This window comes from Pseudomonas sp. SJZ103 (genome assembly GCF_007828335.1).
In the GTDB taxonomy this organism is placed as follows: Bacteria; Pseudomonadota; Gammaproteobacteria; order Pseudomonadales; family Pseudomonadaceae; genus Aquipseudomonas.
On record NZ_VIUN01000018.1, the window covers coordinates 60,499 to 86,716 of the forward strand.

Here is a 26,218-nt window from a genome sequence, read left to right on the forward strand (position 1 = left end):
GGATATGCACTGTCCCGGTGTGGGAGGGGGCTTGCTCCCGATAGCGGTGTGTCAGGCACCCTATTGGCGGGCTGATCCACCGCTATCGGGAGCAAGCCCCCTCCCACATCTTGGCCTATGTGACTTTGCTTCACTGCCATCAAACCGTCATCTCCCCACCACCTTCCTGCCACATTCCGCCGTTACTGTCCTCGCCAATGAGATCGATCTCAAGCGAGTGACCATGACTGATTTGAAAGACGTCGCGCGACTGGCCGGCGTATCCCGCGCGACCGCCGCCCGCACTTTTGCCTCCCCCGACCAGGTGCGCCCGGCGACCCGTGAGCAGGTGTTCGCCGCCGCCCGTGAGTTGGGATTTAGGCCCAACCTGCTCGGGCGCCAACTGCGCCTGCAAACCACCCAGTTGATCGGCGTGGTAGTGCCCAACCTGCTCAACCCGGTGTTCGCCGAGCAGTTCCAGGCCATGGAGCGTGCCGCGCGGTTGCGTGGCTACAGCCTGGTGCTGGCGACCACCGACTACAGCAGCGAGCGCGAGTGCATTGTGGTGGAAGAACTGCTGCGCCAGCGCGTCGATGGCCTGGTGCTGACGGTCACCGATGCCGAAAGCAACAGCGTGCTCAGCAGCCTGAATACCGAAAAAACCCCGTTCGTGCTGGCCTATCACCAACCAAGCAACCCCAACTACAGCGCCGTGTCGGTGGACAACCGCGCGGGCATGGCCTTGGCCACGCGTTACCTGCTGGAGGCCGGTCATCGACGCATCAGCATGGTCGCCGGCCCCGCCTTGCAGTCCGACCGCGCACGCCTGCGCTACGCAGGTTATTGCGATGCGATGAAGGCACACGGCCTCAACAGCCGCGCGGTGATCGAAATGCCCGCGCATACCCAGGCCGACTTCGCCGCCATCCAGCCGTACCTCAACGGCCCCGACGCCCCCAGTGCGCTGGTGTGTTCCAACGATTTCCTGGCTATCAGCCTGATCGCCGAGCTGCGCCGCAATGCCTGGAATGTACCCGGGCAACTGTCGGTGATGGGCTTTGACGGCATCGCCCTCGGCACCCAGATGCACCCGACCTTGTGCAGCGTGGTGCAGCCCATCGCGCTGCTGGCCAGCACGGTGATCGACCAACTGCTGGCACAGATTGCCGGGAATGACCCGGTTTCCCATTGCCTGCCTTGCCATATCCGGCCGGGCGAAAGTACCCAACCGTTTGAGGAGTCCCTTGATGCGCGCATTCAGTAAAACCCTGGCAGCTGTGCTGCTGTGCGGTGTGGCCAGCCTGGCCCAGGCCGCTGACACGGCTATTTGCTACAACTGCCCGCCGGACTGGGCCGACTGGGGCACCCAGCTCAAGGCCATCGCCGCCGACACGGGTGTGCAGGTGCCGCTGGACAACAAGAACTCCGGCCAGTCCCTGGCGCAACTGGTGGCCGAAAAGGCCGCGCCGGTCGCGGACGTGGTGTATTACGGCGTGACCTTCGGCTTGCAGGCGCAAAAGGCCGGCGTGGTCGATGGCTACAAACCCAAGGGCTGGGAGCAGATCCCCGCCGGGTTGAAAGACCCCGCCGGCCAGTGGTTTGCGATCCACTCCGGCACCTTGGGCATCATGGTCAACGTCGATGCATTGGGTGGCCTGCCGGTGCCGCAAAGCTGGGCCGACCTGCTCAAGCCTGAATACAAAGGCATGGTCGGCTACCTGGACCCGTCCAGCGCCTTCGTCGGTTACGTCTCTGCCGTGGCGATCAACCGCGCAATGGGCGGCGACCTGGACAACTTTGCACCGGCCATCGACTACTTCCAGAAACTGGCGAAAAACGCGCCTATCGTGCCCAAGCAGACCGCTTATGCGCGGGTGCTGTCCGGCGAGTTGCCGATCCTGGTGGACTACGATTTCAACGCCTACCGCGCCCGCTACAAAGACAACGCCAACGTCGCCTTCGTGATTCCCAAGGAAGGCAGCATCAGCGTGCCTTATGTGATGAGCCTGGTGGCCAACGCGCCGCACCGCGCCAATGGCGAGAAGGTGCTGGACTTCGTGCTGTCGGACCAAGGCCAGGCACTCTGGGCCAAGGCTTACTTGCGCCCGGTACGCCCGGTGACCATGCCGGCCGACGTTGCCGCGCAGTTCCTGCCCGACAGCGATTACGCCCGCGCCGGTGTGGTGGACTATCAGAAAATGGCCGCTGTGCAGGAAGCCTTCGCCGCCCGTTACCTGAACGAGGTCAAGTAAGTGGCTGCATCGGCAAAACAGGCGGCCTGGGCGCTGGCCCCGGCCTTTGCGGTGCTGTTCGCATTCTGGCTGTTGCCGCTGGCGCACTTGATGGTGCTCGGCGCCGAAAGCCGCGACAGCCACGGCAGCGGCTATTGGCAGGTGCTCAGTAGCGCGCAGTATCTGGGCAGCCTGGCGCAGACCTGCGTGCTGGCCATCGTCGTGACGTTCACCGCGTTGTTGATCGGCGGCATCAGCGGCGTGTTCCTTGCGCGCCAGCAGTTTTTCGGGCGTTCGGCGTTGGTGGCCTTGCTCACGTTTCCCCTGGCGTTCCCCGGGGTGGTGGTGGGCTTCCTGGTGATCCTGTTGGCCGGGCGCCAGGGGCTGCTGGCGTCACTGGGCCTGCAGTTGGCCGGTGAGCGCTGGATCTTTGCCTACTCGCTGGCCGGGCTGTTTGTCGGCTACCTGTACTTCTCGATTCCCCGGGTGATCCTCACGGTGATGGCCGCGTGCGAAAGCCTCGACCGCAGCCTGGAAGAGGCCGCGCATTCGCTGGGAGCAGGGCACTGGCGGGTGGTCTGCGACGTGATCGTGCCGGGCCTGGCGCCGGCGTTGGCGTCCTGCGGCGCGATCTGCTTCGCCACGTCCATGGGCGCCTTCGGCACCGCGTTCACCTTGGGCACGCGCCTGAATGTAACGCCGGTGGCGATCTACAATGTATTCACCAACTACGCCAACTTTGCCGTCGCCGCCGCGTTGTCGGTGGTGCTCGGCGCGCTGACCTGGGCGGTGCTGTTGCTCACGCGACGCCTGGTGAAAAATGCGGGAACTGTCTTGTGAAGCGCTCATCGCTGTTTGTGATGCAACTGCTGTTCACCTTGCTGGTGTGCGCGTTCATGTTGGTGCCGGTGCTGATGTCGTTGCTGGCCGGGTTGACGCGCAATTTCTTCGTCGGCCTGTCCAGCGGCCTGACCTTCGACTGGCTGATCCAGGTATGGCAGGCCTATTCGCCCACCGTATGGCTGTCGTTGCAACTGGCGCTGGCGTGCGCGGTGTGTGTCTGCGTGATCGGCGTGCCGGCGGCTTATGCGCTGGTGCGCATGAACAACCGCTTCAGCCGTGCCTTCGAAGAACTGATGGTGTTGCCGGTGGCGATGCCGGGACTGGCCAGTGCGCTGGCGTTGCTGCTCACCTACGGCCAGTTCGGCACGTTTCGCAGCAGCTGGTTGTTCATCCTGGTGGGCCATGTGTTGTTCACCTTGCCGTTCCTGGTACGTCCGGTGATGGCGGTGATGCAACGCCAGCAACTGCCGGTGCTGGAAGAGGCGGCGGCCAGTCTGGGCGCCGGGCCGATCAAGCGCTTTTTCAGCGTGGTGGTGCCCAACTGCCGGGCGGGGATTCTGGCCGGCGTGCTGATGGTGGTGACCTTGTCGTTGGGCGAATTCAACCTGACCTGGATGCTCCACACACCCATGACCAAGACATTGCCCGTGGGCCTGGCCGACAGCTACGCCTCGGCGCGCCTGGAAATCGCCAGCGCCTACACCCTTATCTTTTTGCTGATGATCGTGCCGCTGCTGATTGCGTTGCAGGCCATCAGCGCTCGTTTGTCCCGTGGAGAGCGTCGATGACCGCTATCACTATCCGCCTGCAAGGCTGTCGCAAGTCGTTCGCCGATGGCACCGTGGCTGTGCATGACCTGAACCTGACCGTCGAAGGCGGTGAAACCCTGGCGATCCTCGGCCCGTCCGGCTGCGGCAAGACCACCACCTTGCGCCTGATTGCCGGCCTGGAACGCCCGGATGTGGGCCAGGTTTTTTTCGGCACCGACGACGTCACCCGCCTGCCCATCGAGCGCCGCGACGTGGGAATGGTGTTCCAGAACTACGCGCTCTTTCCCAACCTCGATGTGGCCGGCAATATCGTCTACGGCTTGAAGATTCGCGGCATGGCGCCGCTGGCGCGGAACAAGCGTTGCGAGGAACTGCTGGAGCTGGTGGGCCTGCAAAATCACGGCAAGCGCAGCATCCACGAATTGTCCGGTGGCCAGCGTCAACGCGTGGCCTTGGCCCGTGCCTTGGCGCCGCGCCCCAAAGTGCTGTTGCTGGATGAACCGCTGGCGGCCCTCGATGCGCAATTGCGCGAACGCTTGCGCAGCGAATTGAATGAACTGCTGCGCGGCCTCGGTATCACCTCGGTATTTGTCACCCACGATCAGGGCGAAGCCATGGCCCTGGGCGATCGTATCCTGGTGATGGAGCACGGCCGCGTCGCGCAACTGGCCAGCCCACGGGAGATCTACCAGAAACCGGCCAATGCGTTCGTCGCCGGTTTTGTCGGCAACCTCAATGCCTTTGCCGTCAGCTCGCGAACCGCCCATGGCCTGAAAGTCTGCGGCGGCGAGTTGCCGTGGCAGGCCGCCGACGTGCCCAACACCGTGTACTGCCGCCCCGAACACCTGCGGGTGATGGAGAGCGAAGGGCACTTGCACGGCCATCTATTGGCGCAGTTTTTCCAGGGCGCCCAAAGCCGCCTGCTGGTGGACGTGGGCGGCCCGCAACCGCTGCTGGTGGACAGCAGCGACAACCACCTGTACGCCGTCGGCGCGCCGATTGCCCTGGCGATTGCGCCGCACATGTTGTTCACCCTGAATGCGTGAGAGTTTGCTTGTGAATCGTCCGTTTCTTGTTGCGCAAATCAGCGACCTGCACCTTAAAGCCGGCCAGCGCCTGACGTATGGGGTGGTCGATACCTTGGGCGCGCTGCGCCGTGCCGTCGACCATTTGAACGCCAGCCAACCCCGGCCCGATATCGTGGTGGTCAGCGGTGACCTGGTGGACTTCGGTCGCGCCGATGAATACGCCGTGCTGCACCCTGAACTCGCGCGCCTGCACATGCCGTGCTACCTGGTGCCGGGCAACCACGACACACGCGCTCCGTTGCTCGAGGCATTCCGTGATCACGCCTATTTGCCGTTGTCGGCAGAGGGGCCGTTGGACTGGGTGGTGGACGAGCATCCGCTGCGTTTGATCGGCCTGGACTCGACTATCCCGGGTGGGCACGGCGGCCAGCTACTGGACAGCCAATTGCACTGGTTGGACGCGCAACTGGCACGACGGCCGGACGCGCCCACGTTGCTGATCCTGCACCATCCGCCGTTTATCAGCGGCATCGGCCATATGGACCGCGAAGCCTTTATCAACGCCGCCGCACTGGAGCGCGTCGTGGCGCGCCACCCGCAAGTGGAACGCCTGCTGTGCGGGCACCTGCACCGGCCGATGCAGCGACGCTTTGGCGGCAGCTTGAGTTGTGTGTGCCCCGGCACCTCCCATCAGATTGTGCTGGACCTGCAAGACGCCGCGCCCGCGCATTTCAACCTGGAACCGGCGGGGTATTTGTTGCATCGCTGGGATGCGCAACACGGCTTGATCAGCCACAACGGTGTGTTCGGGGATTACCCTGGACCGTATCCGTTTTATGACGCTCATGGATTGATTGACTGAGGTTTACGGAGGTTTCACTTCACTCAACTAGCTAACAACTAAGCAACTGAACAACCGTTAACGCCCCGGCCAACGTCACGTTTGGCCGACGGCATCCTGCTGCCCATTTTTTGCGCCCGGAACTTGGATTCCGCGCCGGAGTTCGTCCTGATGAAAGCCACGTTGAATGTATTAACTGTATTGACCGGCGGCCTGGGCATTGCCCTGAGCCCCTTGGCGTCTGCTGACTTTTTGAGCGACAGCAAAGCCAACTTGAGCATGCGTAACTTCTACTTCAATAACGACAACCGCGACGGCACGGCGGCACCGTCGAAGACCGAAGAGTGGGGCCAGGCCTTTATCCTCAACTACCAGTCGGGCTTCACCGACGGCACCGTCGGCTTTGGCCTGGACGCCATCGGTATGCTCGGCGTGACCCTCGACAGCAGCGCCGCGCGCCATGTCGGCAGCTCGATGATCCCCACCGAAGACGGCAAGGCCACGGACAACTGGGCCCGTGGCGGTGCCACCGCCAAGGCGCGCTTTGCCAAGACCGAAGCGCGCTACGGCTACCTGCGCCCGAACCTGCCGATCCTGGTGAGCAACGACGGCCGCCTGTTGCCGCAGTCGTTCGAAGGCGGGCAAGTCACCAGCAAGGACATCGACAACCTGACCCTGGTCGGCGGCCAGCTTGAGCACACCACCGGTCGCGGCTCCAGCGACCGCAGTGGCCTGGCAGCGGCGGGCGGTACCCAGGAAAGCAATAAATTCACCTACGCCGGTGCGGACTACCAACTGACCAAGGACCTGATGGTCCAGTACTACTACGCCAACCTCGAAGACTATTACCAGCAACACTTCGCCGGGCTGATACATGTATTGCCGCTGGGCGAATACGGCTCATTGAAAACCGACCTGCGCTACTTCAAGACCAGCTCCGACGGCAAAAACAGCAGTGCTGCCGGCCGTGCCGAGGGCTACAAGCTGGGCGGCTATACCAAGAACGGCAACGGTGAAATCGACAACAACACCTGGAGCGCTGCGTTCATCTACTCCCTCGGCCCGCACGCGATCACCGCCGGCTACCAGCAAGTCTCGGACGACAGCAACTTCGCCCAACTCAACCAGGGCGGCCTGGTGAACAAAGGGGAGGGCGGTGCCAGCCTGTACCTCTACACCGACCGTACCGTGCAGACCTTCATCCAGGCCGGCGAACGCACCGCCTTTGCCCAGTACGCCTACGACTTCGCGTCGCTGGGTGTACCGGGCCTTAAGGCCTCGGTGATGTACCTCAAGGGCGAGCACATCCTCACCACCAGCGGCAACGATGCCAGCGAGTGGGAGCGGGACATCTCGTTGGATTACGTGGTGCAGAGCGGCACATTCAAGAACGTCGGGTTCGGCTGGCGTAACGGCGTGTCACGCAGTGAAGTGGCGCGGGACCAGGACCAGAATCGGGTGTTTGTGAGTTATTCGATTCCGTTGATGTAGTACCGCTGAGCCCCTCACCTCTGTAGGAGCGAGCTTGCTCGCGAAAAACGTCAAGGCTCCGCGTGCCTCCAGAATTCGCACGTTATCGTTGACGACCTTCGCGAGCAAGCTCGCTCCTACAGGGGGCCGAGTGGGCGCTCAGTGATAGTGCGTGCGTCGCGGTGTCATCGCTGATCTGATGAAAACCGCAGCGCAGATAAAATGCTGCGGCTTCGGGTGTATCGGTAGATAAACGCACATCTTGGAATTTCACTGCGGCGCAATCCAGCAATGCTTGCACCAGAGCCTTACCCACGTTTCGCCCTCGCATTTCGGGAGTAACGTATACCCGGCGCAGTCGGCCCACTGTTGAGCCGGCGTAGGGATCACGGGAAACGCCGCCGACTGCAATCAGTTGCTTCTGGCAAAACACGCCCAAAAGGTACTCGCCTGGTTGTTCGAACCGATTGGCGCCTGCTTCCCACTCTGTGATCAGGCGCGTCAGGAACCTGAACCCTTCGGCAATGGCCTGCGCTTCCAACGTGTGGATCTCGTCTGGGAGTTCTTCCAGTCTACGTATCGAAAGGTCTTCGCTGGAGGGCTTCATAGGGACTCTTTGTGTAGGCCTTGAGCGTTGTTGCGATCTCATAGCTGATTGCGTTGCAGAGGCAACTGCCTTGGGTAATGACATCCCTGTAGGGACCTATCCGAAATAGCGTGGCTGGCACTGTAGCTGTGGCGAGGCTGGTTTTGATCAAGGGTACTCATTTGAAGATTTGTTTAAGCGCATGGTAAGCGCAGTAGATGGGCGCGAACAGCAATGGGTTGATCTATTCATTGCTCCCAACATGAGTAGAACTTGTGATCGTCAGGAATAAAATGAGTTTGTCTCACTATGGGTGTATGTCGACAATGGCTGCCATATCTATCGACACTGGAGTTGTAAGTCATGGCAGTCGCTCATTCCCTCGGATTTCCGCGCATTGGACGCGATCGTGAACTGAAAAAAGCGCAGGAAGCGTTCTGGAAGGGCGAGCTTGACGAAGCCGGTCTGCGTGCGGTCGGCCGTGAACTGCGCAAGGCCCACTGGGATCTGCAAAAGCAGGCGGGCATTGAGCTGCTGCCTGCCGGTGATTTCGCCTGGTACGACCAGGTGCTGACCCACTCGCTGATGTTCGGCGTGATTCCCGAACGTTTTCGTCCGACCGATGGCCATGCCACCCTCGACACCCTGTTCGGCATGGCCCGTGGCGTCAGCGACAGCTGCTGCGGCGGTGCCCATGCCCAGGAAATGACCAAGTGGTTCGATACCAACTACCACTACCTGGTGCCTGAATTCAGTGCCGACCAGCAATTCCACCTGGGTTGGGAGCAATTATTCGAAGAGGTGCAGGAAGCCCTCGACCTGGGTCACACTGTCAAGCCGGTGGTGATCGGCCCGCTGACCTACCTGTGGCTGGGCAAGGCCAAGGGCGCTGACTTCGACAAGCTCGACCTGCTTGAGCGCCTGCTGCCGTTGTACGGCCAGATCTTCCAACGCCTGGCCGACCTCGGCGTGGAATGGGTGCAGATCGACGAGCCGATCCTGGTCCTCGACCTGCCGCAGGACTGGAAAAACGCCTTTGAGCGTGCCTACAACCTGATCCAGCGCGACCCACTGAAAAAGCTGGTGGCGACCTACTTCGGTGGCCTGGAAGAGAACCTGGGCCTGGCCGCAAACCTGCCGGTGGATGGCCTGCACATCGACCTGGTGCGTGCGCCGGAGCAGTACCCGACCATCCTTGACCGCCTGCCGGCGTACAAGGTGCTGTCCCTGGGCGTGGTCAACGGCCGTAACGTGTGGCGTTGCGACCTCGAAAACGCCCTGGCCACTTTGCAGCACGCCCATGAGAAATTGGGCGATCGCCTGTGGGTGGCGCCGTCCTGCTCCTTGCTGCACAGCCCGGTGGACCTGGGCCGTGAAGACCAGTTGGATGCCGAGCTGAAAAGCTGGCTGGCGTTCGCCGTGCAAAAATGCGCTGAAGTGGCGGTGCTGGCGCAAGCGGTTAACCAGCCCGAAGCGCCCAACGTCCTCGCCGCCCTGGCTGAAAGCCGCGCCGTGCAGGCGGCCCGCGCTGCCTCTGCGCGTATCCACAAGCCTGCGGTACAAGCGCGTGTGGCGGCGATTACCCGCAAGGACAGCCAGCGCCAGTCGCCGTTTACCCAGCGCATCGAGAAACAACGTGCGGGCCTGAAGCTGCCGCTGTTCCCGACCACCACCATCGGTTCGTTCCCGCAGACCGCCTCAATCCGCTTGGCGCGCCAGTCCTACAAGCAAGGCAAGTTGAGCCAGGCCGAATACGTCGAAGCCATGCACAGCGAGATTCGTCACGCCGTCGAGGTGCAGGAAAACCTCGGCCTGGACGTGCTGGTGCACGGTGAAGCCGAGCGCAACGACATGGTCGAGTACTTCGCCGAGCAGTTGGACGGCTACGTGTTCACCCGCTTTGGCTGGGTGCAGAGCTACGGTTCGCGTTGCGTGAAGCCGGCGGTGATCTTCGGCGACCTGAGCCGCCCGAAGGCGATGACGGTGGAGTGGATCCGCTACGCCCAGGGCCTGACCCGCAAGGTGATGAAGGGCATGCTGACCGGCCCTGTGACCATGCTGATGTGGTCGTTCCCGCGTGAAGACGTGAGCCGCGAAGTGCAGGCCCGCCAACTGGCCCTGGCGATTCGCGACGAAGTGGTCGACCTGGAAGCCGCCGGCATCCAGATCGTACAAATCGACGAAGCCGCGTTCCGCGAAGGCCTGCCGTTGCGTCAGGCGCAGTGGCAAGGGTACCTGGACTGGGCCACCGAAGTGTTCCGCCTGTGCGCCTCGGGCGTGCGCGATGAAACCCAGATCCACACGCACATGTGCTACAGCGAGTTCAACGATGTGATCGAGTCCATCGCCGCCATGGATGCCGACGTGATCACCATCGAGACCTCGCGCTCGGACATGGAGTTGCTGGACGCGTTCGAAGCCTTCGCCTACCCCAACGACATCGGCCCGGGCGTCTACGACATCCACTCGCCACGGGTGCCGGATGCCTCGGAAATGGCCAACCTGCTGCGCAAGGCCGCCCAGCGGATTCCCGCCGAGCGCTTGTGGGTGAACCCGGATTGCGGGTTGAAGACGCGGGGGTGGCCGGAGACGGAGGCGGCGTTGATTCACATGGTCACTGCAGCTCGCCAGCTACGCGCTGAGTTGGCTTGATATCGTAAAAAATGTGGGAGGGGGCAAGTCGTATCGTCGCACCGCCCCTCCCATATTTAGTCCATGTCAGATCAGAGGTATTTGAGCCAGGTAATATCGCGCCGCCGCGCTTTGAGCCCGGCGAACCAGCGCACCGGCGGGTAGAGCGCCAGGGGCAACACCAACGCCACCAGCCACACCGCACTGATACTCTCGAAGCCAAAGTAGTTGCCATGGTTCAGGCCAAACAGCGCAACACACGCGACATACAGCACTTTCAGCACATAAAGATGCAGCAGATAAAAGAACATCGGCGCCGCACCAAACACCGCCAATACGCCGATCCAGCGTCGATGTCCCACGCGTTCAAACGCCAGCAACAGCAACAGCCCAATCCCCAGGGTCAGCGCCAGGAACAGCAGCGAAGGCGGGTACTTGGTGACGTTGAAAAAGCTCATCAGCGTCTGCACGCCGCTGTCATACGCCTGCCAGGGCTTCTCGCCGTAGCCATTGAGCGCACGCAACAGCACAAACCCCACCAACGCACTCACACCGCCGACCAGCAAATAGCGCTGGCGCACGGCAGGCCGCGTGGCATTGGCAAACCACGGTCCCAGGCCGTAACCCAGGGCAATCACGCCGATCCACGGCAGTACCGGGTAGGTCGTGCGCAGGCGCAGGGTGTCGGACACGTCAATCCAACTGCGTTCATGCAGGATCGTCCACGGAATATGCAGCGCCGAGCCTGGATCGAAGTGCAACCCATCCAGCAGGTTGTGCCCGCCGATGATCACCAGCGCCAGCCCGATCAACAGCAGGCGCGGCAACCACACCAGGGCGGCGAGGGCGAGCATGCTGATGCCAATCGCCCAGATCACCTGGAGGTAGATCACGCTGGGCGGCAGTTGGAAGGTCCAGGCGAAGTTGACCAGGGTGAATTCCAGCACTACCAGGAACAATCCGCGCTTGAACAGGAACGCCGACACATCGCGCCGGCCCTGGTATTTCTGGCCGTATAAAAACGCGGATAAGCCTGTGAGCAACACAAACACCGGCGCGCACAAGTGGGCGAGGGTGCGGCTTATGAACAGTGCGGGCTCGGTGCTGTCGATGCTCATCGGGTCGCTGACTTGCCGATGCAGCAGGAAGGTTTCGCGCACGTGGTCGAGTAGCATGAACAGGATCACCAGGCCGCGAAGGGCGTCGATGGAGAGCAGGCGTTGGCGCAGGGGAACGGCATCGGTCATGGGCAGGATCACAGGGCAGGGCGGAAAGTTGGCGTTATCTTATAACAATAACCGGCACCTTGCCGCGACTCTCTAAAGTCCGACGCAGATCGTGGATTCTGATACCGTCAGTGAAATCGTTTCCGTAGGCCCTCAGCATGAGCACCCCCCAAGCCGTCATCGACTTCTGGCAGCAAGCCGGCCCCAAACGCTGGTTCGCCAAGGACGATGCCTTCGACGCCACCTTCCGCGAGACCTTCCACGCCACCCACCTGCAAGCCGCCCGGCGCGAGCTGGAAAGCTGGCTGGATTCAGCCGAAGGCGCCTTGGCCTTGCTGGTCCTGCTCGACCAATACCCACGCAATGCCTTTCGCGGCACGGCGCACATGTTCGCCACCGACCCGCTGGCACGCCTGTATGCCCAGCGCATGGTGGACGCCGGGCTCGACCAGCAGGTTGAGCCGGCATTGCGCGCGTTCTGTTATTTGCCGTTCGAACACTCGGAAGACCCAAGGGACCAGCAACGCTCCCTGATCCTCAACCAGCAGCTGGACGCCAACACTTACCGCTGGGCCAAGGAACACGCGCAGATCATCGAGCGCTTCGGGCGTTTCCCCCATCGTAATGCGGTGCTGGCCAGGGTCACCACGGATGAAGAACGCGCCTTTCTGGACAAGGGCGGGTTTGCCGGTTAACCCGCTATTCCGTCCAGGAATGCCCCCATAAAAACAGCGCATTGTCTTTCCCGCCGCACATCTCGTAGCGTAGGGCTTCACCCAAGGAGCCCCGCCATGAACCAGCCCCCGTTACGCCTCTACGTTGATTCGCTCTACACCAGCCCGTACGCGATGTCGGTGTTCGTTACCCTGCGGGAAAAAGGCCTGGCCTTCGACCTGGTCACCCTGGACCTGGATGCCGCGCAAAACCAGACGGCCGATTTTGCCCGGTTGTCCGTGACCCAGCGGGTGCCGACCTTGGTGGAAGGCGATTTTGCCTTGTCGGAATCCTCCGCGATTACCGAATACCTGGACCAGGCCTACCCCGAGACAGCCGTGTACCCGGCCGATCCAAAACAGCGGGCGAGGGCGCGACAGGTACAGGCGTGGCTGCGCAGTGACTTGCTGCCGATTCGCCAGGAGCGTTCGACCCTGGTGGTGTTTTATGGGCAGAAAATGCCGCCGTTGTCAGCCGACGCCCAAGGGGCAGCCCGACGCTTGATCAGTGCGGCACAGGCGCTGTTGGCGGGCAACCCTTCGTACCTGTTCGGTGAGTGGTGCATTGCTGATGTGGACCTGGCGGTGATGCTCAATCGCCTGATCCTCAACGGTGACAGCGTACCCACCGAGCTGGTGGCCTATGCAGAACGCCAGTGGTGCCGGCCGTCTGTGCAGGAATGGGTCAACCTGCGACGTCCTGCGCTGTAGCGTTTGCAGTCATTTGCATGACGCGCCGGTCCAGGTCTTCCCAATCGGCCATGCCCAGCACTCGCGTGGTGTTCAAGCCGCGCAGGTAGCCGCGCAATTGTTGGGCACTGGCATAGGCCTGGTCTGGGTCGGCGCCCGGATTCTGCAGCACGTATTCATAGTCGGCCAGGTAATCGGCGACTCGCTCGCGAAACTCCGGCAAGACAGCTTCGCGAATACGGTCGAAGGTTTTCTGGTGGGGCTTCATGGCGGCTCCTTATAAATTTTATCGCGACACTATCGCTTCAGATAATAGTCACCATCACGCATTGCAAGTTCTGTTTTTGCAGGGAAAGCGCAAAATTGCTTCATCGAAACGCTGTTCAAGGAAATGCGTGATGAGGACGATTATTCAGCTTGGTTTAATGATTCTGATGCTCGGCACCGTGCTGGTGAATAATGCGGCCATCGCCGGTGAACTGCATACAGGCCATTTGCTACCTATCGTCGGTAGCGTAGACTCCCTGCAGCGTGCGCAATCGGTGGGCGTGTTGTTAAGCGATAACACCCGCGACAACCTCAGCTACCTTGAACGCTACCACGACATGGCCTTGAATGGCGCCAGGGATGCCCTTGACGGACGTATCCGCGAGGCGTTCGTCAACAGCTCCGACCCGGAACTGGCCATTGATTGGTTGATGAACTCGCTGCAGGGAACCTTTTTGTCGGTGACGGTCTACGACAACCTGGATGCCCTGGTGCAGGCTCGCCCCGACGTGGTGGTGATGCTCGATACCCATAACCAACTGCTGACCCCGCGCAACGATCAGGTCGAGGCGCGCTTTATCGCGCGGTTCTATGACGCCGATCTGCAATACATCGCCAAGGCCGAAGGCTCGGTGCACAGGCAGGTGCCCTCGGTGTGGGTGCACGACAAGGCCGCACCGGAAATTGCCGCACGGATCGAGCAGCAGCGGGATGTGCAGCTCGATGCGTTGAAGCAGTTCGATGCCTCGCTCAAGGCGCTGGTTCGCGCGGGTTGATGTGAACCTTTATTTTTAGACTCAGGATTTTTTCATGCGCTCTTTTTTCGTACCGGTCGCTGCCTCGTTGCTGGCCGGTTGTGTTTCTGCTCCTAACAAGCCGACCCTGATCCTGCAAACCAGCAAGAGCCCCGAAGCCTATGTGCAATGCGTGCTCCCCAAGCTGGAAAAACACGGGATCACCTCGACCGTGACGCAGAACTCGCGCCACGCCAGGGTGGTGTTGACCAGCAAAATTGCTGCCGATGACGTGCTGGAAGTTTATAAGGCCGGGGACGGCGGCAAAGTGTTTTTGTATGAGCGCAAACCGCTGGCGTCGACCATCACGCCGTCGCGGCTTGAACAGGTTGCGCAGGACTGCAGATAACCAATGTGGGAGGGGGCTTGCTCCCGATCGCGGTGGGTCAGCTACAGATAAACTGGCTGTTCCACCGCGATCGGGAGCAAGCCCCCTCCCACATTTGGATCTGCATAAGGCCTAAGGTCTGGCTTCGTTGCTGAAGTTGTTGACGGTTTTGACCAGCCCTTGAGCTGCCAATGCCACCAACTCCCCACCTTTCTCCACCGTTGCCAGCGCCGGGTCCGAGCCCATGCGCCCGTCGGGGAAGCGTGCGCGGAAGTCCAGGGCTTCGCGGATCGGCCCGGTGTTGGCGATTTGCGGGGAGTAGTCGGCCGACTTGATCGCGTCCGGGTACGCCCACTGCGTCACTGCGATCTCCGAAGGCGTCGCATGGCTGCCATGGCCCACCGGGAATTGGCGGTGCGCCAGGTCAGTGACGCCTTCCAAGTCCCACCAGTTCACCAGCTTCAACGCAAACCCGGCAGGGCGACGGCCGAAGCTCGCCTCGGCGTACAGCTCGGAAAACGCCGCTTCAATCGTGGCGATATTGCCACCGTGACCGTTCAGAAACAGGATCTTGTCGAAACCATGCCCGGCCAGCGAGCGCACCCAGTCGCCAATCGCAGCGATAAAGGTGGAAGGGCGCAGGGAAATGGTGCCGGGGAAGCCCAGGTGGTGCTGGGCCATGCCGATATTGAAGGTCGGGCCGATGAGGATGTCGGCGTGCTTTTGCGCCTCATGGGCGATGATTTCCGGGCACATCCAGTCGGTGCCCAGCAGGCCGGTGGGGCCGTGTTGTTCGTTGGAGCCGATGGGGATCACCACCGTGCGGCTGCGTTCCAGGAACTGCCCGATCTCGATCCAGGTCGATTGATGTAGAAGCATGCGAAGCTCTCTTTTATCTGTGGGGACAGGCTAACCGCCACGGATTGTACGACTACTCGCCACCTGTTGGGGTTTGCAATTGAGGTACGTCGAGGACTTCAACCAGCGTTGGTCGGGGTACCACGAAAACATGAACTGCCCGTCCTTGAGCTTGTCCACCACCTGGCGCGCCACCTGTGGACGCACGGCCGGGCAACCCTGGCTGCGGCCGATGCGGCCTTCGCGCTTGCTCCACAAGGGGCTAACGTAGTCGGCGGCGTGAATCACGATGGCGCGGTCGCGGGCCTGGTCGTTGAATCCCGGTTCCAGGCCGTCCATGCGCAGCGAATAGCCATGGGTGCCCAAGTAGCTTTCCTGGGTGCGGAACAGGCCCAGGCTGGATTGGTGGCTGCCTTCGAGGTTGGAGAACTGGGTGGCGAAGTTTTCCCCGGATTTGGCACCGTGGGCCACCAGGTCGCGCAGCACCAGGGTTTTCTTGCGCAGGTCGAAGATCCACAGCCGACGGGCGGTCGAAGGCTGGGAGTAGTCAATCACGGCCAGGCGCTCGGAGCGTTCTTCGCCATTATTGACCGCGCATTGCACGGCGTTCAGGGCGCTTTTCAGTACAGCGGGATTGAGTTCTGGAGCCGACCGCGCCAGGCTGCTATACAAGGAAGGAGGGTTGCCATTGGCGGCGAGCGCAGAATTGCTCAGTAAAGCCAGGCCCACGGTGGCCAAACCGAGGCGACACATAAAAGTCAGCATCTACAGTACATCTCCCCCGCTGTGGATTGGAGCAAAGTCATTGTTCAAAAAACACGCATGTTACTTGAGCATTTGCTTGCTCGTTGCACCATTGGTCGCGACAGCCGATGCGCTGCCGGTGCAGCCGTTGCCCGTTACGACCCCCGCGCCGCTTGACCTGGCTCCGGTGCAACAAGCCCTGGCGCAGTTGCCCAGTGTCTGTCCCGGCCTGGCATCGCAGATCGATGCGCCGGCCCTTGCGCGCCTGCAAGCGTTCTATCAGCAACAAGGCGATGCACCGTTGTGGGCGGATGAGACGCGCCGCCAAGCGCTCCAGACTCAGTTGCTGATGCTCGCCGACGACGGCCTGGACCCCACCCACTATAGTCTGCCTGCGGCGGATGCCACGGCCAACGTGTTGTGCAGCGACATCGGCAGCAGCCAGCACTACCTGCAAGCCCTGCACGATCTGCACTACGGACGCCTGCAGCAATCGCGCTTCGAACCGCTGTGGCATTCGCAGCCGCCCACCCGTGACCCCAACACCGAAGTGCTGGCCCTCGCTGCCGTCGGCCTGCAGGACATGGTGCAAGCCTTCGACCAGGCACGCCCCAGCGCCGATCTTTACCGCAGCCTGCGCAACGCCTATTCCATGGTGCGTCCTCAACCCTTGCCCCATTGGGACCCGGTCGGCAGCGGCCCGTTATTGCGTCCCGGCATGGAAGACCCGCGCGTCCCGGAACTGGCCCGTCGGCTCCACAGCGGTGGCTACCTGCCTGTCGAACCCAAGGGCGCGGGCAAACAATACGGTCCGGAACTAGTCACGGCGGTGAAAGCCTTCCAGCTCAGCCACTCCTTGCAATCGGACGGTGTGATCGGTGCCGGCACGGTGGCCGAACTCAATATCAGCCCGGCTATGCGCCGTGAACAACTGCGCATCAACCTCGAGCGTTTCCGCTGGCTTGCCCAGGACCTGGAGCCCGAAGGCGTGCTGGTCAACGTCGCCGCCGCGCAACTGAGCGTGTACCAGAGCGGCATCCCGGTGTGGCAAACCCGCCTGCAAGTAGGTCGCGCCGAACGCCAGACGCCGCTGCTCAAGTCTCGCATCACCCGGCTGACCCTCAACCCCACCTGGACCATCCCGCCCACCATCATGCGTGAGGACAAACTCCCGGCCATCCGGCTCAACCCCGAATACCTGCGCCAGCAAAACCTGCAAGTGCTCGACGCCGAAGGCAACCCGCTGGCGCCGGAAAATATCGACTGGGCGCGCCCCGGCAATATCCTGCTGCGCCAGGAAGCCGGCCCGCGCAACCCGCTGGGCAAGATCGTGATGCGCTTCCCCAACCCGTACTCGGTGTACCTGCACGACACCCCGAGCCAACCGCTGTTCACCAAAGGCCCACGGGCGTTCAGCTCCGGTTGCGTCAGGGTTGAACAACCGTTGCTGCTGCGCGACCTGCTGGTCAGCCCGGCCGAACGCGCGCGCACCGATGAACTGCTGGCCACCGGCGTGACCCATGAATTCAGGCTGGCCACCCCGGTGCCGGTGCTGTTGGGTTACTGGACGGTGCAGGTCGACGCCCAGGGTGACCTTGTGTACGCGCCGGATATTTATGGGCGCGACCTGGTGTTGATGAAGGCGATGGGGAGTGTCCTCTAGGGCATTGCCGTGTGGGCGACGATTAACGCGACGGCCTCGGTGGCTGTCACGGAGGCCGTGTCCAGGGTCAACACGGGTGGGTCCCAGCGCTCGTACTCGTGCGCCGACACCGACTGCCAAGTCGGCGGCGTCAACCCAGGAATGTCGCCCGTACGGCTTTCCACCCGGCGCTGGTGTTCCTGCGAGTCTGTGCACACCACCTGAATATTGATCAGCGCCACCTCTGCCTTCGCGGCCATTGCTGTCCAGGCTGCCCGACTTTCCTGCACCGGGTTCACGCAATCGGCGACGACCCTATGGCCCAACTGCAAGTTACTCAGCGCCAGCGCATTCGCCACGCCGTAACCGCTGGCACCGACATCACCCGTCAATACGCCCGCGTCGCGAATCGCCTGCTCGATCACATCGATGCGCAGGTAAACCGCACCGGTCTGGCGCGCCAACTCGCGGGCAATCGTGGTTTTGCCGGTGCCGGGCAGGCCGCTGAAGACGATAAGCATGCTTGACTCTCGATAAGGTTGGGTCGGTTCAGGGTATCCTCCAGTTCCCCCACCGGTCGACCCCAGGACAGTCCATGACCTTGCCGTTCACAAAGATGCACGCCCATGGCGACGACTTCATCATCATCGACCGCCGTGGCCTGGACGACCCTGTCACCCCCGAGGTCGCCCGCCGCCTGGGCAATCGCCACACCGGCATTGGCTTCAATCAACTGGCCGTGGTGCTCGACTGCGAAGACGCCGCCGCGCGCATCAAGTTCTGGAACCCCAACGGCACGCCGCTGCAAACCTGTGGCAGCGCCACGCGTGGAGTGGCCGACCGCTTGATGCATGAAACCCGCAGCGATTCGGTTGTGCTGCGCACTGACCGTGGCCTGCTGACCTGTGTGCGCGAGGCGGGGCGGCGGGTGTCGGTGGACATGGGCGCGCCGTCGCTGGACTGGTCGGCCGTGCCGCTGGCCGAGGCCATGGATACGTGTACGTTACCGCTGGCGGGCAACCCGGCGGCGTGTAGCATGGGCAACCCCCATTGCACGTTTTTTGTGGCCGACATCGACGCCATCGACCCGGCCGCCGTGGGCCCGGCGCTGGAAATTCACCCGCTGTTCCCGGCCAGGACCAATGTGCATTTCGTGCAGGTGCTCGACCGTGGGCATATCCGCCTGCGCATCTGGGAGCGTGGCGGCGGCGTGCCGCTGGGTTCCGGTTCGTGTTGTTGCGGCGCGGTGGTCAATGGCATCCGCCGTGGCTTGCTGGATGCCACGGTGCAGGTGGAGTGCGACGGCGGTACGGTCACTGTGCGCTGGGACGGGCAGGGCGGTGTGGTGTTGACGGGCAGCGTGGAGCCGATCATGCAGGGCAGTGCCTACCTGCTCTGAAACGTCACCGTAAAGGTGGTGCCGGCAGTGGCACAGGAACTCACCGCCACATCGCCGCCATGCACCTTGGCCAACTCCCGCACGATATACAGGCCCAGGCCCACGCTGCGCACGTCGCTTCCTTGGTCGGTGCCACGGGTCATTGGCTCGAACAGCCCGGCCAGCAAACCTGCCGGAATCGCCGTGCCGTGGTTGTGCACCGCCACTTCGCAAGCGCTGTCAGCCAGGCGCGAGGTGATGGTGATCGGCCGTTGCGGGTCACCATAGGCCACGCTGTTGGCCACCAGGTTGCCGATGATCTGCTGCACGCGATCGGCATCCAGGCAGGCGTCGCCACTGCCTTGTGCTTGATGCACCAGCGTTGCCTTGGGGAACGCCACACGCAGTTCGTCCACCGCGCGATGGATCACCTCATGCAGGTCCAGCGGCGCCGCCTTGATGGTGATGCCCTGGCCGACCCGTGCCTGGGTAAAGTCCAGCAGGTCGGCGATCATGCGTTGCGCGCGCTCGGAGGACTGGCCGATATGCCCCAGCAGTTGGCGCTCCTTGGGCGTACGTTCGCCACGGCTGAGAAAGTCCGAGGCCATGCGAATCGCCGTGAGCGGGTTTTTCAGATCATGGCTGACAATCGCCACCATCTGCTCGGCAAACAGGGCGCGACGCTGGGCGATGGCGTAGGCCTCGTTCAGTTCGGCCTGGGCTTGTTGCAGCGCGACTTCGGTGGCGGTTTTTTCCTGCAACAGCGCTTCGGCCAGGTTGCGTGCGTTGAGCAACTCGCGCTCGTATTTGTCGCGGTCGGTGGTGCCGAACAGCGCCAGGTCGTACACCACGACGCCCGCCTGTTCACGTTTGTTGCCGTTGAGCAGCACGGTCAGCTTGTGCCCATCGCGGTGCAGCAGGTCCAGCTTTACCTCGGTGACGCTGCCGTGCATGCGCAGCATCGGCGCCAGGTGGGTCTGGTGGAAGATCTTCCCGCCCATGCTCAGCAGGTCCTGGAAGCGCCTGCCTTGCAGCTCGGCGAGGCTGAACCCCAACCAGTCGCTGAAGCGCGCGTTGGCCTGCTGGATCGTGCCATCTTCCGTGGTGACGGCCAGGGCGCAGGCGGCGCTGTCGAACAGATCAGCCGGCACGCGCTGCCATCCACGGCACCAGGAAGGCATCCATGGCCGCCGCGCAGGCCTGCGGCGCGCTCATGTGCGGGCAATGGCCGACGTTGTCCACCAGGCAATAGGTGCTGTTGGGCAGCACGCTGTGCAGGTATTCACCCACGGCCACCGGGGCGATCAGGTCGTCACTCGATTGCAGGATCAGCACCGGGGTGGGCAGGCCGATCACGTCCTGGCGGTTGTCCGACATAAAGGTCACTCGCGCGAACTGCTTGGCGATGTCCGGCTCGGTGCGGCAGAAACTCTCGGTCAACTCGTCGCTCAGCGCCGGTTGGCCGGGGGCGCCCATGATCACCGGGGCCATGGCGCTGGACCAGCCGAGGTAGTTGCTGTCGAGGGTGTCGAGCAGGTCGTCGATGTCGGCGCGCTTGAAACCGCCCACGTAGCCGTCGGCATCGATATAGCGAGGCGAGGGGCCGATCATCACGTGGGCGGCGACACGGCCGGGGGCCAGGCGGTCGGCGAGGGTGCCGATCATCGCACTGACCGAGTGCCCCACCAGGATCACCGGGCCCTCGGCAAAGGCGTCGATGATCTCGTTCAAGTCGCGGGCATAGCCGTCCAGCGTGCTGTACTTGGCCTTGTCAAAGGCGTTGAGGTCGGAGAGGCCGGCGCCCGTCAGGTCATACAGCACCACGCGAAAACGCTCTTTGAACTGCGGCGCGAGGTAGTTCCACATGGCCTGGTTGCAGCCAAAACCATGGGAAAACACCAGGGTTGAGTGCCCGTCACCCATCACGTTGACGTTGTTGCGCTGGAGTAGGCCCATGGGGATCTCGAAATTATGGCGTATTGCTAGGTGTGCTGCAGTTTAGATAGTCGATGGCTTTGGGTCACGCCTTATAGCGTTGATAGGGTAAAGTCGGCGCCTTCAGGAAGAAACTTCAGGTAACAAACATGATGCGGTGGTTGCGGCAATCCGTCTTGAGTCTGCTGGTATTGATGTCCACCGGCCTGTTTATCACCGCCCAGGCCGACACGTCGCCCATCGGCGTGGCCCTCGACCAGCGGGTGATCGACCTCACCAACACCCTTGACGCCGACACCACCACCCGCCTGAAAGACCAACTCGCCGCCCTCGAACAGCGCAAAGGCGCTCAGGTTGGCGTGTTGCTTGTGCCCACCACCGGTGGCGCGAGCATCGAGGACTACGCCAACCAACTGTTCCGCGCCTGGAAACTGGGGCGCAAGGACATCAACGACGGCATCCTGCTGGTCGTGGCCAAGGACGACCGCAAGGTACGCATCGAGGTGGGGTATGGCCTTGAGGGCACGGTGACCGACCTGCTGGCCCATCGGATTATCGAAGAGCACATCACCCCGGCGTTTCGCCAGGGCGACTATGCCGGCGGTGTCGAGCAGGGCGTGAACGACCTGGTTGTCCTGGTGGATGGCGGTGACTTGCCGCAAGTGGCCGGGCACGGCGGCAGTCTTGAGGCGCTTGCGGTGTTGCTGGCGTTTGTGTGCGGTGCCGTCGGCGGCGTGCTGGTCGCGGCGCGCAAGCTGGGCTGGCGGGGGGCGCTGATCGCCACGGCAGCCGTTACCGTGGCGCTGGTGGCATTCGCCGGCGGCCGGGAATGGCCGATGTACCTGCTGGTACTGCCCTTGACCCTTCTGATCGGCGGCGCCACCTTCGGCGCCTTGTGGCTGGCGCGCACGGCGTTCTACTGCGTGATAGGGCTGTTGGCCTATATCGTCGGGGTGGTGATCGCCAACCGGTTCGTGGAGGTCAGTTATATCCATTGGCTGGTGTGGCCGTTTGGCGCGGCGTTGGTGCTGGGCTTGTACCTCGGGTTGTTCTTCGTCATCAGGGCATCCTGGAAAAAGAGCCCGCGCTTTTTCCTCCTGCGTGCGCTGGCAGTCATGGCCATCTACGTCGCTGCGGGGACACTGTTGGGGCACGGGTATCAGGGCTGGATCGTGGCGATTCCAGTGGCCTCCTTTGTGGCGTTTATCGTGTTTGTGCAGAGCATTGCCAGTTCCGGCTCGGGGTCCGGTTCGGGCGGTGGCTCCGGTTCGGGTTCCAGTGGCTCCAGCTCCAGCAGCAGTTCCTCGGGGGGCGGTGGTTCCAGTGGCGGTGGCGGGGCGTCGGGGAGTTGGTAATCGGAGCTTGTTCTGCGTGACGCCAGGCTGCAAACGGCTGTCTGGCAAAGCCCGGAACGTTACAGCCGCTTGGACAGAAACACGCGACTGCTGCCTGCCGGTTCACAAGGGACCTCCCCGAACCGCACCCATCCATGCTTTTCATAAAACCCCGGGGCCTGAAAACTGAGGGTGTAGAGCACCGCGTTCGCGCAGCCGCGCCGCCGAGCTTCGTGCTCAAAGGCGTGCAGCAACCGGCTGCCGAGGCCCGTGCCGCGCAGGGTTTCGGGCAGATGGAACAGGTCGAGAAAGGCCATGCCCAAGGTGGTTTTACCGGTGATGCCGCCGACGATCTGCCGGGTGTTGGGGTCTTTGATCAATACCGTCAGTGGCAGGCGGTCGTTGTAGCCGGCAATACCTTCGTTGAACGCCGCGAGGCCGTTGCCGAGAATGCGCTCGGCGTCGGGGTTGGGTTGGTCGCTGATTTCTATAAGCGCTGCGGTCATCGCGAAACCCTCCGTTGGTTAAAGCGTCATCACCATCTCATGCCACGCCATGCCGCCATGATCCGAGGGTGAAGGGCGCACATAGGTGTAGCCCATGCGGGTGTACAACGGCACATGCTGTTCCTTGCACATCAGGTGAATCGTGCGCTTGTCCATCGCGCGCATGCGCTGCACGAACTCGGTCATCAACACCTTGGAATACCCCTTGCCCTGATGCGCCGGGTCGACCACCACCGACATGATCACCACATTCGGCGCCTCGGCCGAATGCCCCACCAGTTCCTTGAACGCCTCGTCCGACATCACCACTTCATGGGCGCAGCCGCCGTTGATAAAACCCACCACCTCGCCCTCGGCCTCCAGGATCAAAAAGCCTTGCGGGTATAGCGCAATGCGGGTGGCGATCTTTTCCAGGGTCGCGGCTTCGTCGCCCTCGTAGGCGGTGATTTCAATCGCGTAGCAACGGGCAGCGTCGGCGGGGAGGGCGTTGCGTAAGGTGAGGGCGGGCATGGGCGTTTCCTGGGGCGTTGAGCGAAAGGCCACATCATAACGGCCTCGCTGGGACTCTGCGCAGAACACAGATCGAAATTGTGGGAGGGGGCTTGCCCCCGATGGCGGCGTGTCAGTCAACCCATTTATAACTGACCCACCGCTATCGGGGGCAAGCCCCCTCCCACAGTTTTGTCCGCGCCAGGCTTGGTGGTGGGTACTGTTTCCGATGCATGTTGGTCAGGGCCATCGAGGTCAAGAGGCAGTGTGGAACCCGCCAAAGCGGGCTTCCTCACCGCTCAAGTCACATCAACTCACCGCAGGCGAATCAAACCCTCGCCGCTCGATCACCGTAAACACATCCGCCACATCCTGGACCATGATCCGGGCGGTATTGGCGACGGTGTTGATGTCGTGCGCGGCATAGTCGGACACGTTGGAACAGGCCATCAGGTGCAGATAGGCGAGGGCGGCGTTGAGACGCTCACTGGCGCAGGCATGCAGCTCGCTGAGTGGGGCGTCGCTGTCGATCAGCAGCACGGGGTAGTCGGTTGCGGTTTGGGACATGGGGGTGAAGCGGCGGGGCGGGTGTTGAGTTGTCATGGTAATAATCCTCAAGAAAGAATAATTGCCACCGTTTTGCTGCGAAACAAAGGGGGTGGCAGCTGTGCGCGGGTTCGCAGACCGGGGATTATTACCAGAACCCGGCAGACCCGAAGGTCTCCCACGCACAACCGCCATAAAACGAGAGGCAGCCGTGAATCGGCTGCGTCGGGTTTGACGGTACTGGTAATAATTGTGAGGGCTGCGAAACCCTGTCGCTGACCAAAGCCGGCGACGGGGCGAACTATAAAGTGCCGCCAGCCGAGGTGCAACCGACTGGCAGAACGACTGCATCGGCCTAAGGGATTGATAAGATTAAACTGCCAAAGCGGGAGCAAGCTCCCTCACCTCCGTTATTCATTCACCCCGGCGGGCAATGAAAACCCATGAAGGAAGGACCCCATGCTGGAAATAAAACGCGCTACCCCCACCGACGCCAACGCCGCTTTTGACATCCGCCGCGCAGCCATCCGCAGCCAATGCATCGGCGCCTACACCGCCGAACACATGGCGCTCTGGACCCGTGGCAAGGCCGAGGACGGCTACAGCGCGCTGATGGAAAAACCGTTCTACCTGGGCTGGCTGAACGGTGAGCCGATCGCTACCGGCATGCTTGACCCGGCCAACCACGAAGTCGGCGCGCTGTTCGTGTTGCCCGCATTCACCGGACGCGGGCATGGCAAGGCGATGCTGGATCACCTTGAGCAGGTCGCACGGGAACTGGCGATTGAAGAGGTGGTGCTGGACGCGACGTTGAATGCCGCGAGTTTTTATCGCGCGTGTGGCTACGTGGGGGATGAGCAGGCGATTTACCACTCGCCGTCGGGGTTGCAGTTGGCGTGCATTCCGATGAAAAAGCAGATTGGTTGAAACGGTGTACTGGCCAAAAAGCGCTATTTGCTTGTTACGCAATAATCTGCTCCGCCCGTCACCCTCAAAGTCTGGTCAATAACCGGCGATGTTATAGTCCCGGCGCTTTTTTACCTTTTGATCGCGCCGGGAGGCCCCAGGAGACTCCGCATGAACCTCTACACTGCAGGCTACGAAGGACTGTCTATCGACGCATTCATCGCGCGACTCAAGCAGGCTGGGATCGACAAGGTGCTGGATGTGCGTGAATACCCGCTGTCGCGAAAAAAAGGCTTCTCCAAAAATGCCTTTGCCCAATGCCTGGCTGCGGAGGGGATCGCCTATGAGCACATCCGGCCGCTCGGCTGCCCGAAGCCCATACGCAGGCAATTCAAGGAAGACGGTAATTGGGCCACCTATGCGCGTGAGTTCAGGGCTTATATCCGCACCCAAGGCACGGTGTTGAGCGAGCTGCTTTGCAGTGCGGCTGAACAGCGGGTCTGCATGGTCTGCTATGAGGCGGACGCAAGTTTTTGCCATCGCAGTTTGATTGCCGAAGCCGCGCAGGAAGTGGAGCCGTCGCTGGAAGCTCAGCATCTGTCGGTCAAAACAACGCTATTTGTTGATCGTCTTCGTTCTGTCGCTTAGGCGGATAGATCAAGCTTACGATCAGCCACTGTTTGGGAAAACGATGGATCGTGCCCATCAACAGCATGAGGTCTTTGTCGGGTAGATCGGTTTCCAGCTTGTGCCGAAAGGGGGCCTCCCAACCTTTTGCGCCGTGTTTGCGATACACGTTTCTGAAGAGTTGACTGGCTTCCCAGTCGACAATTTTGTGGATATGGGTTTTCAGTTCACCGTCGACCAAACACTCATAAACGTAATGAAAGTCGAAGGGCACTTTCTCCAGGCGCTTGATGCTGGCGTGTTCCTGCTCTTCAAACAGGCTGGGTTGGCGTTGCATCGATTGCAGCTTGTCAATTTCCTCTGGGGTCCATTCTGTAGAGGCTGATTTCTGGATGCGTAATGCTGCGATGCGTGCCGGCCTGATCAGGCCTAGCGGGACGTTATGCTCAATCCTGGCCTTTTCCAGTGCGTCAAAATTTTCATAAACCATCAGTCTGTCCAGCAATACTCGTCTTTCGTACCAATCGCCTGCGGGCAGGGTCCTGCCCACACAAATACTGTCCACGCCGATCTTATGGCTTTCTGGTCTGCGGTCCGCCGGGCTGCGTTCTATAGAGGCTTCGATCCATTGCCACTTGGCAAACTGCTGATCACTGGTCACCAAGCGAAACGGTACGGGATACAACCGTATGAGATTGCCGTCCTCATCCATCCCCGCAACGCAGGATGTTTCGGCATATTTTGCGCTCGGGGAAGGGTAGGTTTTGCACAGGATCAAGATTCGAACTTTGCGTTTCATGGGGGCCATATCCAGAAGTCTTTTCTGAACTGTATCCAGGCATCGGAAAGCTGCCAG

The 26,218-nt window shown here is 61.9% G+C and carries 29 protein-coding genes; 17 read left to right on the forward strand and 12 right to left on the reverse strand.

What is annotated here, in order from left to right:
- Positions 1–223: 223 nt before the first annotated feature.
- The 7 genes from FBY10_RS27790 (at position 224) to FBY10_RS27820 (ending at position 7,183) form a co-directional block, all read left to right on the forward strand.
- Positions 224–1,243 carry a LacI family DNA-binding transcriptional regulator gene (locus FBY10_RS27790; RefSeq protein ID WP_131699894.1) on the forward strand — a complete coding sequence of 340 codons (1,020 nt, stop codon included), beginning with the start codon at positions 224–226 and terminating at the stop codon, positions 1,241–1,243.
- Positions 1,227–2,231, forward strand: coding sequence for an ABC transporter substrate-binding protein (locus FBY10_RS27795; RefSeq protein WP_131699895.1), 1,005 nt, complete (start codon positions 1,227–1,229; stop codon positions 2,229–2,231). The genes FBY10_RS27790 and FBY10_RS27795 overlap by 17 nt, the downstream gene beginning before the upstream one ends.
- Positions 2,232–3,050: an iron ABC transporter permease gene (locus tag FBY10_RS27800; RefSeq protein ID WP_131699896.1), complete on the forward strand. Its 819-nt coding sequence runs from the start codon at positions 2,232–2,234 to the stop codon at positions 3,048–3,050.
- Positions 3,047–3,841 (forward strand): ABC transporter permease, encoded by a 795-nt coding sequence (locus tag FBY10_RS27805; protein ID WP_065924597.1) that lies wholly within the window; start codon positions 3,047–3,049, stop codon positions 3,839–3,841. Before FBY10_RS27800 ends, FBY10_RS27805 begins: the two co-directional genes overlap by 4 nt.
- Complete coding sequence (locus FBY10_RS27810) at positions 3,838–4,869, forward strand: ABC transporter ATP-binding protein (protein ID WP_145338452.1); 1,032 nt, start codon at positions 3,838–3,840, stop codon at positions 4,867–4,869. The genes FBY10_RS27805 and FBY10_RS27810 overlap by 4 nt, the downstream gene beginning before the upstream one ends.
- 10 nt (positions 4,870–4,879) lie before the next feature.
- A complete protein-coding gene (locus tag FBY10_RS27815) occupies positions 4,880–5,713 on the forward strand; it encodes a phosphodiesterase (protein ID WP_145338453.1) in 834 nt (277 codons plus the stop codon).
- Between the two features lie 150 nt (positions 5,714–5,863).
- Positions 5,864–7,183, forward strand: coding sequence for an OprD family porin (locus FBY10_RS27820; protein ID WP_131699898.1), 1,320 nt, complete (start codon positions 5,864–5,866; stop codon positions 7,181–7,183).
- Positions 7,184–7,265: 82 nt separating this feature from the next.
- Here the strand turns inward: FBY10_RS27820 and FBY10_RS27825 are convergent, their stop codons facing one another.
- Complete coding sequence (locus FBY10_RS27825; RefSeq protein WP_145338454.1) at positions 7,266–7,769, reverse strand: GNAT family N-acetyltransferase; 504 nt, start codon at positions 7,767–7,769, stop codon at positions 7,266–7,268.
- 342 nt (positions 7,770–8,111) lie between these two features.
- Here FBY10_RS27825 and metE point away from each other — a divergent pair, with 342 nt between their 5' ends.
- A complete protein-coding gene (gene metE, locus FBY10_RS27830; RefSeq protein ID WP_145338455.1) occupies positions 8,112–10,400 on the forward strand; it encodes a 5-methyltetrahydropteroyltriglutamate--homocysteine S-methyltransferase in 2,289 nt (762 codons plus the stop codon).
- 71 nt (positions 10,401–10,471) lie between these two features.
- Here metE and FBY10_RS27835 read toward each other — a convergent pair whose 3' ends face one another.
- Positions 10,472–11,626 carry a DUF1624 domain-containing protein gene (locus FBY10_RS27835; protein ID WP_145338456.1) on the reverse strand — a complete coding sequence of 385 codons (1,155 nt, stop codon included), beginning with the start codon at positions 11,624–11,626 and terminating at the stop codon, positions 10,472–10,474.
- Positions 11,627–11,763: 137 nt separating this feature from the next.
- Between FBY10_RS27835 and FBY10_RS27840 the strand changes: the two genes are divergently transcribed.
- Together FBY10_RS27840 and yfcF are read left to right on the forward strand one after the other, a co-directional pair.
- Positions 11,764–12,300 (forward strand): DUF924 family protein, encoded by a 537-nt coding sequence (locus tag FBY10_RS27840; protein WP_145338457.1) that lies wholly within the window; start codon positions 11,764–11,766, stop codon positions 12,298–12,300.
- Positions 12,301–12,396: 96 nt separating this feature from the next.
- Positions 12,397–13,029: a glutathione transferase gene (gene yfcF / locus FBY10_RS27845; protein WP_131699906.1), complete on the forward strand. Its 633-nt coding sequence runs from the start codon at positions 12,397–12,399 to the stop codon at positions 13,027–13,029.
- Here the strand turns inward: yfcF and FBY10_RS27850 are convergent.
- Positions 13,004–13,276: a hypothetical protein gene (locus FBY10_RS27850; protein WP_131699907.1), complete on the reverse strand. Its 273-nt coding sequence runs from the start codon at positions 13,274–13,276 to the stop codon at positions 13,004–13,006. The two genes, yfcF and FBY10_RS27850, sit on opposite strands and share 26 nt — an antisense overlap.
- A 130-nt stretch (positions 13,277–13,406) precedes the next feature.
- Here FBY10_RS27850 and FBY10_RS27855 point away from each other — a divergent pair, with 130 nt between their 5' ends.
- Positions 13,407–14,051: an ATPase gene (locus FBY10_RS27855; RefSeq protein WP_145338458.1), complete on the forward strand. Its 645-nt coding sequence runs from the start codon at positions 13,407–13,409 to the stop codon at positions 14,049–14,051.
- Between the two features lie 34 nt (positions 14,052–14,085).
- Positions 14,086–14,418, forward strand: a complete 333-nt coding sequence (locus tag FBY10_RS27860) for a hypothetical protein (protein WP_145338459.1) — start codon at positions 14,086–14,088, stop codon at positions 14,416–14,418.
- 111 nt (positions 14,419–14,529) lie between these two features.
- On the opposite strand, the gene FBY10_RS27865 is transcribed toward FBY10_RS27860, so the two are convergent.
- Together FBY10_RS27865 and FBY10_RS27870 are read right to left on the reverse strand one after the other, a co-directional pair.
- Complete coding sequence (locus FBY10_RS27865) at positions 14,530–15,276, reverse strand: creatininase family protein (RefSeq protein ID WP_131699910.1); 747 nt, start codon at positions 15,274–15,276, stop codon at positions 14,530–14,532.
- A gap of 30 nt (positions 15,277–15,306) precedes the next feature.
- Positions 15,307–16,020 carry a murein L,D-transpeptidase catalytic domain family protein gene (locus tag FBY10_RS27870; protein WP_131699911.1) on the reverse strand — a complete coding sequence of 238 codons (714 nt, stop codon included), beginning with the start codon at positions 16,018–16,020 and terminating at the stop codon, positions 15,307–15,309.
- Between the two features lie 40 nt (positions 16,021–16,060).
- Between FBY10_RS27870 and FBY10_RS27875 the strand changes: the two genes are divergently transcribed.
- Positions 16,061–17,662: a murein L,D-transpeptidase gene (locus FBY10_RS27875; RefSeq protein ID WP_145338460.1), complete on the forward strand. Its 1,602-nt coding sequence runs from the start codon at positions 16,061–16,063 to the stop codon at positions 17,660–17,662.
- On the opposite strand, the gene FBY10_RS27880 is transcribed toward FBY10_RS27875, so the two are convergent.
- Positions 17,659–18,162 (reverse strand): AAA family ATPase, encoded by a 504-nt coding sequence (locus FBY10_RS27880; protein ID WP_145338461.1) that lies wholly within the window; start codon positions 18,160–18,162, stop codon positions 17,659–17,661. The genes FBY10_RS27875 and FBY10_RS27880 overlap by 4 nt on opposite strands.
- A 74-nt stretch (positions 18,163–18,236) precedes the next feature.
- Here FBY10_RS27880 and dapF point away from each other — a divergent pair, with 74 nt between their 5' ends.
- Positions 18,237–19,040, forward strand: coding sequence for a diaminopimelate epimerase (gene dapF, locus FBY10_RS27885; RefSeq protein WP_145338462.1), 804 nt, complete (start codon positions 18,237–18,239; stop codon positions 19,038–19,040).
- On the opposite strand, the gene FBY10_RS27890 is transcribed toward dapF, so the two are convergent.
- Positions 19,028–20,170, reverse strand: coding sequence for a PAS domain-containing sensor histidine kinase (locus FBY10_RS27890; RefSeq protein WP_145338463.1), 1,143 nt, complete (start codon positions 20,168–20,170; stop codon positions 19,028–19,030). The two genes, dapF and FBY10_RS27890, sit on opposite strands and share 13 nt — an antisense overlap.
- The gene (locus tag FBY10_RS27895; RefSeq protein WP_145338464.1) at positions 20,160–20,975 is read right to left on the reverse strand and encodes an alpha/beta fold hydrolase; all 816 of its coding nucleotides are present in this window, start codon (positions 20,973–20,975) and stop codon (positions 20,160–20,162) included. The genes FBY10_RS27890 and FBY10_RS27895 overlap by 11 nt, the downstream gene beginning before the upstream one ends.
- A 128-nt stretch (positions 20,976–21,103) precedes the next feature.
- Between FBY10_RS27895 and FBY10_RS27900 the strand changes: the two genes are divergently transcribed.
- Positions 21,104–22,309, forward strand: coding sequence for a YgcG family protein (locus FBY10_RS27900; RefSeq protein WP_131699917.1), 1,206 nt, complete (start codon positions 21,104–21,106; stop codon positions 22,307–22,309).
- Between the two features lie 59 nt (positions 22,310–22,368).
- Here the strand turns inward: FBY10_RS27900 and FBY10_RS27905 are convergent, their stop codons facing one another.
- From FBY10_RS27905 to FBY10_RS27915, 3 genes are all read right to left on the reverse strand, one after another.
- The gene (locus tag FBY10_RS27905) at positions 22,369–22,794 is read right to left on the reverse strand and encodes a GNAT family N-acetyltransferase (protein WP_145338465.1); all 426 of its coding nucleotides are present in this window, start codon (positions 22,792–22,794) and stop codon (positions 22,369–22,371) included.
- 18 nt (positions 22,795–22,812) lie between these two features.
- Positions 22,813–23,304 (reverse strand): GNAT family N-acetyltransferase, encoded by a 492-nt coding sequence (locus FBY10_RS27910; RefSeq protein ID WP_131699919.1) that lies wholly within the window; start codon positions 23,302–23,304, stop codon positions 22,813–22,815.
- 288 nt (positions 23,305–23,592) lie between these two features.
- Positions 23,593–23,886 (reverse strand): fructose-bisphosphate aldolase, encoded by a 294-nt coding sequence (locus FBY10_RS27915; RefSeq protein WP_145338466.1) that lies wholly within the window; start codon positions 23,884–23,886, stop codon positions 23,593–23,595.
- 402 nt (positions 23,887–24,288) lie between these two features.
- Between FBY10_RS27915 and FBY10_RS27920 the strand changes: the two genes are divergently transcribed.
- A complete protein-coding gene (locus tag FBY10_RS27920) occupies positions 24,289–24,756 on the forward strand; it encodes a GNAT family N-acetyltransferase (RefSeq protein WP_145338467.1) in 468 nt (155 codons plus the stop codon).
- A gap of 150 nt (positions 24,757–24,906) precedes the next feature.
- The gene (locus FBY10_RS27925; protein ID WP_145338468.1) at positions 24,907–25,383 is read left to right on the forward strand and encodes a DUF488 family protein; all 477 of its coding nucleotides are present in this window, start codon (positions 24,907–24,909) and stop codon (positions 25,381–25,383) included.
- Here FBY10_RS27925 and FBY10_RS27930 read toward each other — a convergent pair.
- Complete coding sequence (locus tag FBY10_RS27930; RefSeq protein WP_145338469.1) at positions 25,340–26,161, reverse strand: hypothetical protein; 822 nt, start codon at positions 26,159–26,161, stop codon at positions 25,340–25,342. The genes FBY10_RS27925 and FBY10_RS27930 overlap by 44 nt on opposite strands.
- Positions 26,162–26,218: the final 57 nt, after the last annotated feature.

Bases quoted from the DNA above. Each gene is read 5' to 3' on its own strand.
- FBY10_RS27790 (WP_131699894.1), top strand. From the start codon at position 224: ATGACTGATTTGAAAGACGTCGCGCGACTGGCCGGCGTATCCCGCGCG.
- FBY10_RS27795 (WP_131699895.1), top strand. From the start codon at position 1,227: ATGCGCGCATTCAGTAAAACCCTGGCAGCTGTGCTGCTGTGCGGTGTG.
- FBY10_RS27810 (WP_145338452.1), top strand. From the start codon at position 3,838: ATGACCGCTATCACTATCCGCCTGCAAGGCTGTCGCAAGTCGTTCGCC.
- FBY10_RS27820 (WP_131699898.1), top strand. From the start codon at position 5,864: ATGAAAGCCACGTTGAATGTATTAACTGTATTGACCGGCGGCCTGGGC.
- FBY10_RS27825 (WP_145338454.1), bottom strand. From the start codon at position 7,769: ATGAAGCCCTCCAGCGAAGACCTTTCGATACGTAGACTGGAAGAACTC.
- metE (WP_145338455.1), top strand. From the start codon at position 8,112: ATGGCAGTCGCTCATTCCCTCGGATTTCCGCGCATTGGACGCGATCGT.
- FBY10_RS27835 (WP_145338456.1), bottom strand. From the start codon at position 11,626: ATGACCGATGCCGTTCCCCTGCGCCAACGCCTGCTCTCCATCGACGCC.
- FBY10_RS27840 (WP_145338457.1), top strand. From the start codon at position 11,764: ATGAGCACCCCCCAAGCCGTCATCGACTTCTGGCAGCAAGCCGGCCCC.
- yfcF (WP_131699906.1), top strand. From the start codon at position 12,397: ATGAACCAGCCCCCGTTACGCCTCTACGTTGATTCGCTCTACACCAGC.
- FBY10_RS27850 (WP_131699907.1), bottom strand. From the start codon at position 13,276: ATGAAGCCCCACCAGAAAACCTTCGACCGTATTCGCGAAGCTGTCTTG.
- FBY10_RS27855 (WP_145338458.1), top strand. From the start codon at position 13,407: ATGAGGACGATTATTCAGCTTGGTTTAATGATTCTGATGCTCGGCACC.
- FBY10_RS27860 (WP_145338459.1), top strand. From the start codon at position 14,086: ATGCGCTCTTTTTTCGTACCGGTCGCTGCCTCGTTGCTGGCCGGTTGT.
- FBY10_RS27865 (WP_131699910.1), bottom strand. From the start codon at position 15,276: ATGCTTCTACATCAATCGACCTGGATCGAGATCGGGCAGTTCCTGGAA.
- FBY10_RS27870 (WP_131699911.1), bottom strand. From the start codon at position 16,020: ATGCTGACTTTTATGTGTCGCCTCGGTTTGGCCACCGTGGGCCTGGCT.
- FBY10_RS27880 (WP_145338461.1), bottom strand. From the start codon at position 18,162: ATGCTTATCGTCTTCAGCGGCCTGCCCGGCACCGGCAAAACCACGATT.
- dapF (WP_145338462.1), top strand. From the start codon at position 18,237: ATGACCTTGCCGTTCACAAAGATGCACGCCCATGGCGACGACTTCATC.
- FBY10_RS27895 (WP_145338464.1), bottom strand. From the start codon at position 20,975: ATGGGCCTACTCCAGCGCAACAACGTCAACGTGATGGGTGACGGGCAC.
- FBY10_RS27900 (WP_131699917.1), top strand. From the start codon at position 21,104: ATGATGCGGTGGTTGCGGCAATCCGTCTTGAGTCTGCTGGTATTGATG.
- FBY10_RS27905 (WP_145338465.1), bottom strand. From the start codon at position 22,794: ATGACCGCAGCGCTTATAGAAATCAGCGACCAACCCAACCCCGACGCC.
- FBY10_RS27910 (WP_131699919.1), bottom strand. From the start codon at position 23,304: ATGCCCGCCCTCACCTTACGCAACGCCCTCCCCGCCGACGCTGCCCGT.
- FBY10_RS27915 (WP_145338466.1), bottom strand. From the start codon at position 23,886: ATGACAACTCAACACCCGCCCCGCCGCTTCACCCCCATGTCCCAAACC.
- FBY10_RS27920 (WP_145338467.1), top strand. From the start codon at position 24,289: ATGCTGGAAATAAAACGCGCTACCCCCACCGACGCCAACGCCGCTTTT.
- FBY10_RS27925 (WP_145338468.1), top strand. From the start codon at position 24,907: ATGAACCTCTACACTGCAGGCTACGAAGGACTGTCTATCGACGCATTC.
- FBY10_RS27930 (WP_145338469.1), bottom strand. From the start codon at position 26,161: ATGAAACGCAAAGTTCGAATCTTGATCCTGTGCAAAACCTACCCTTCC.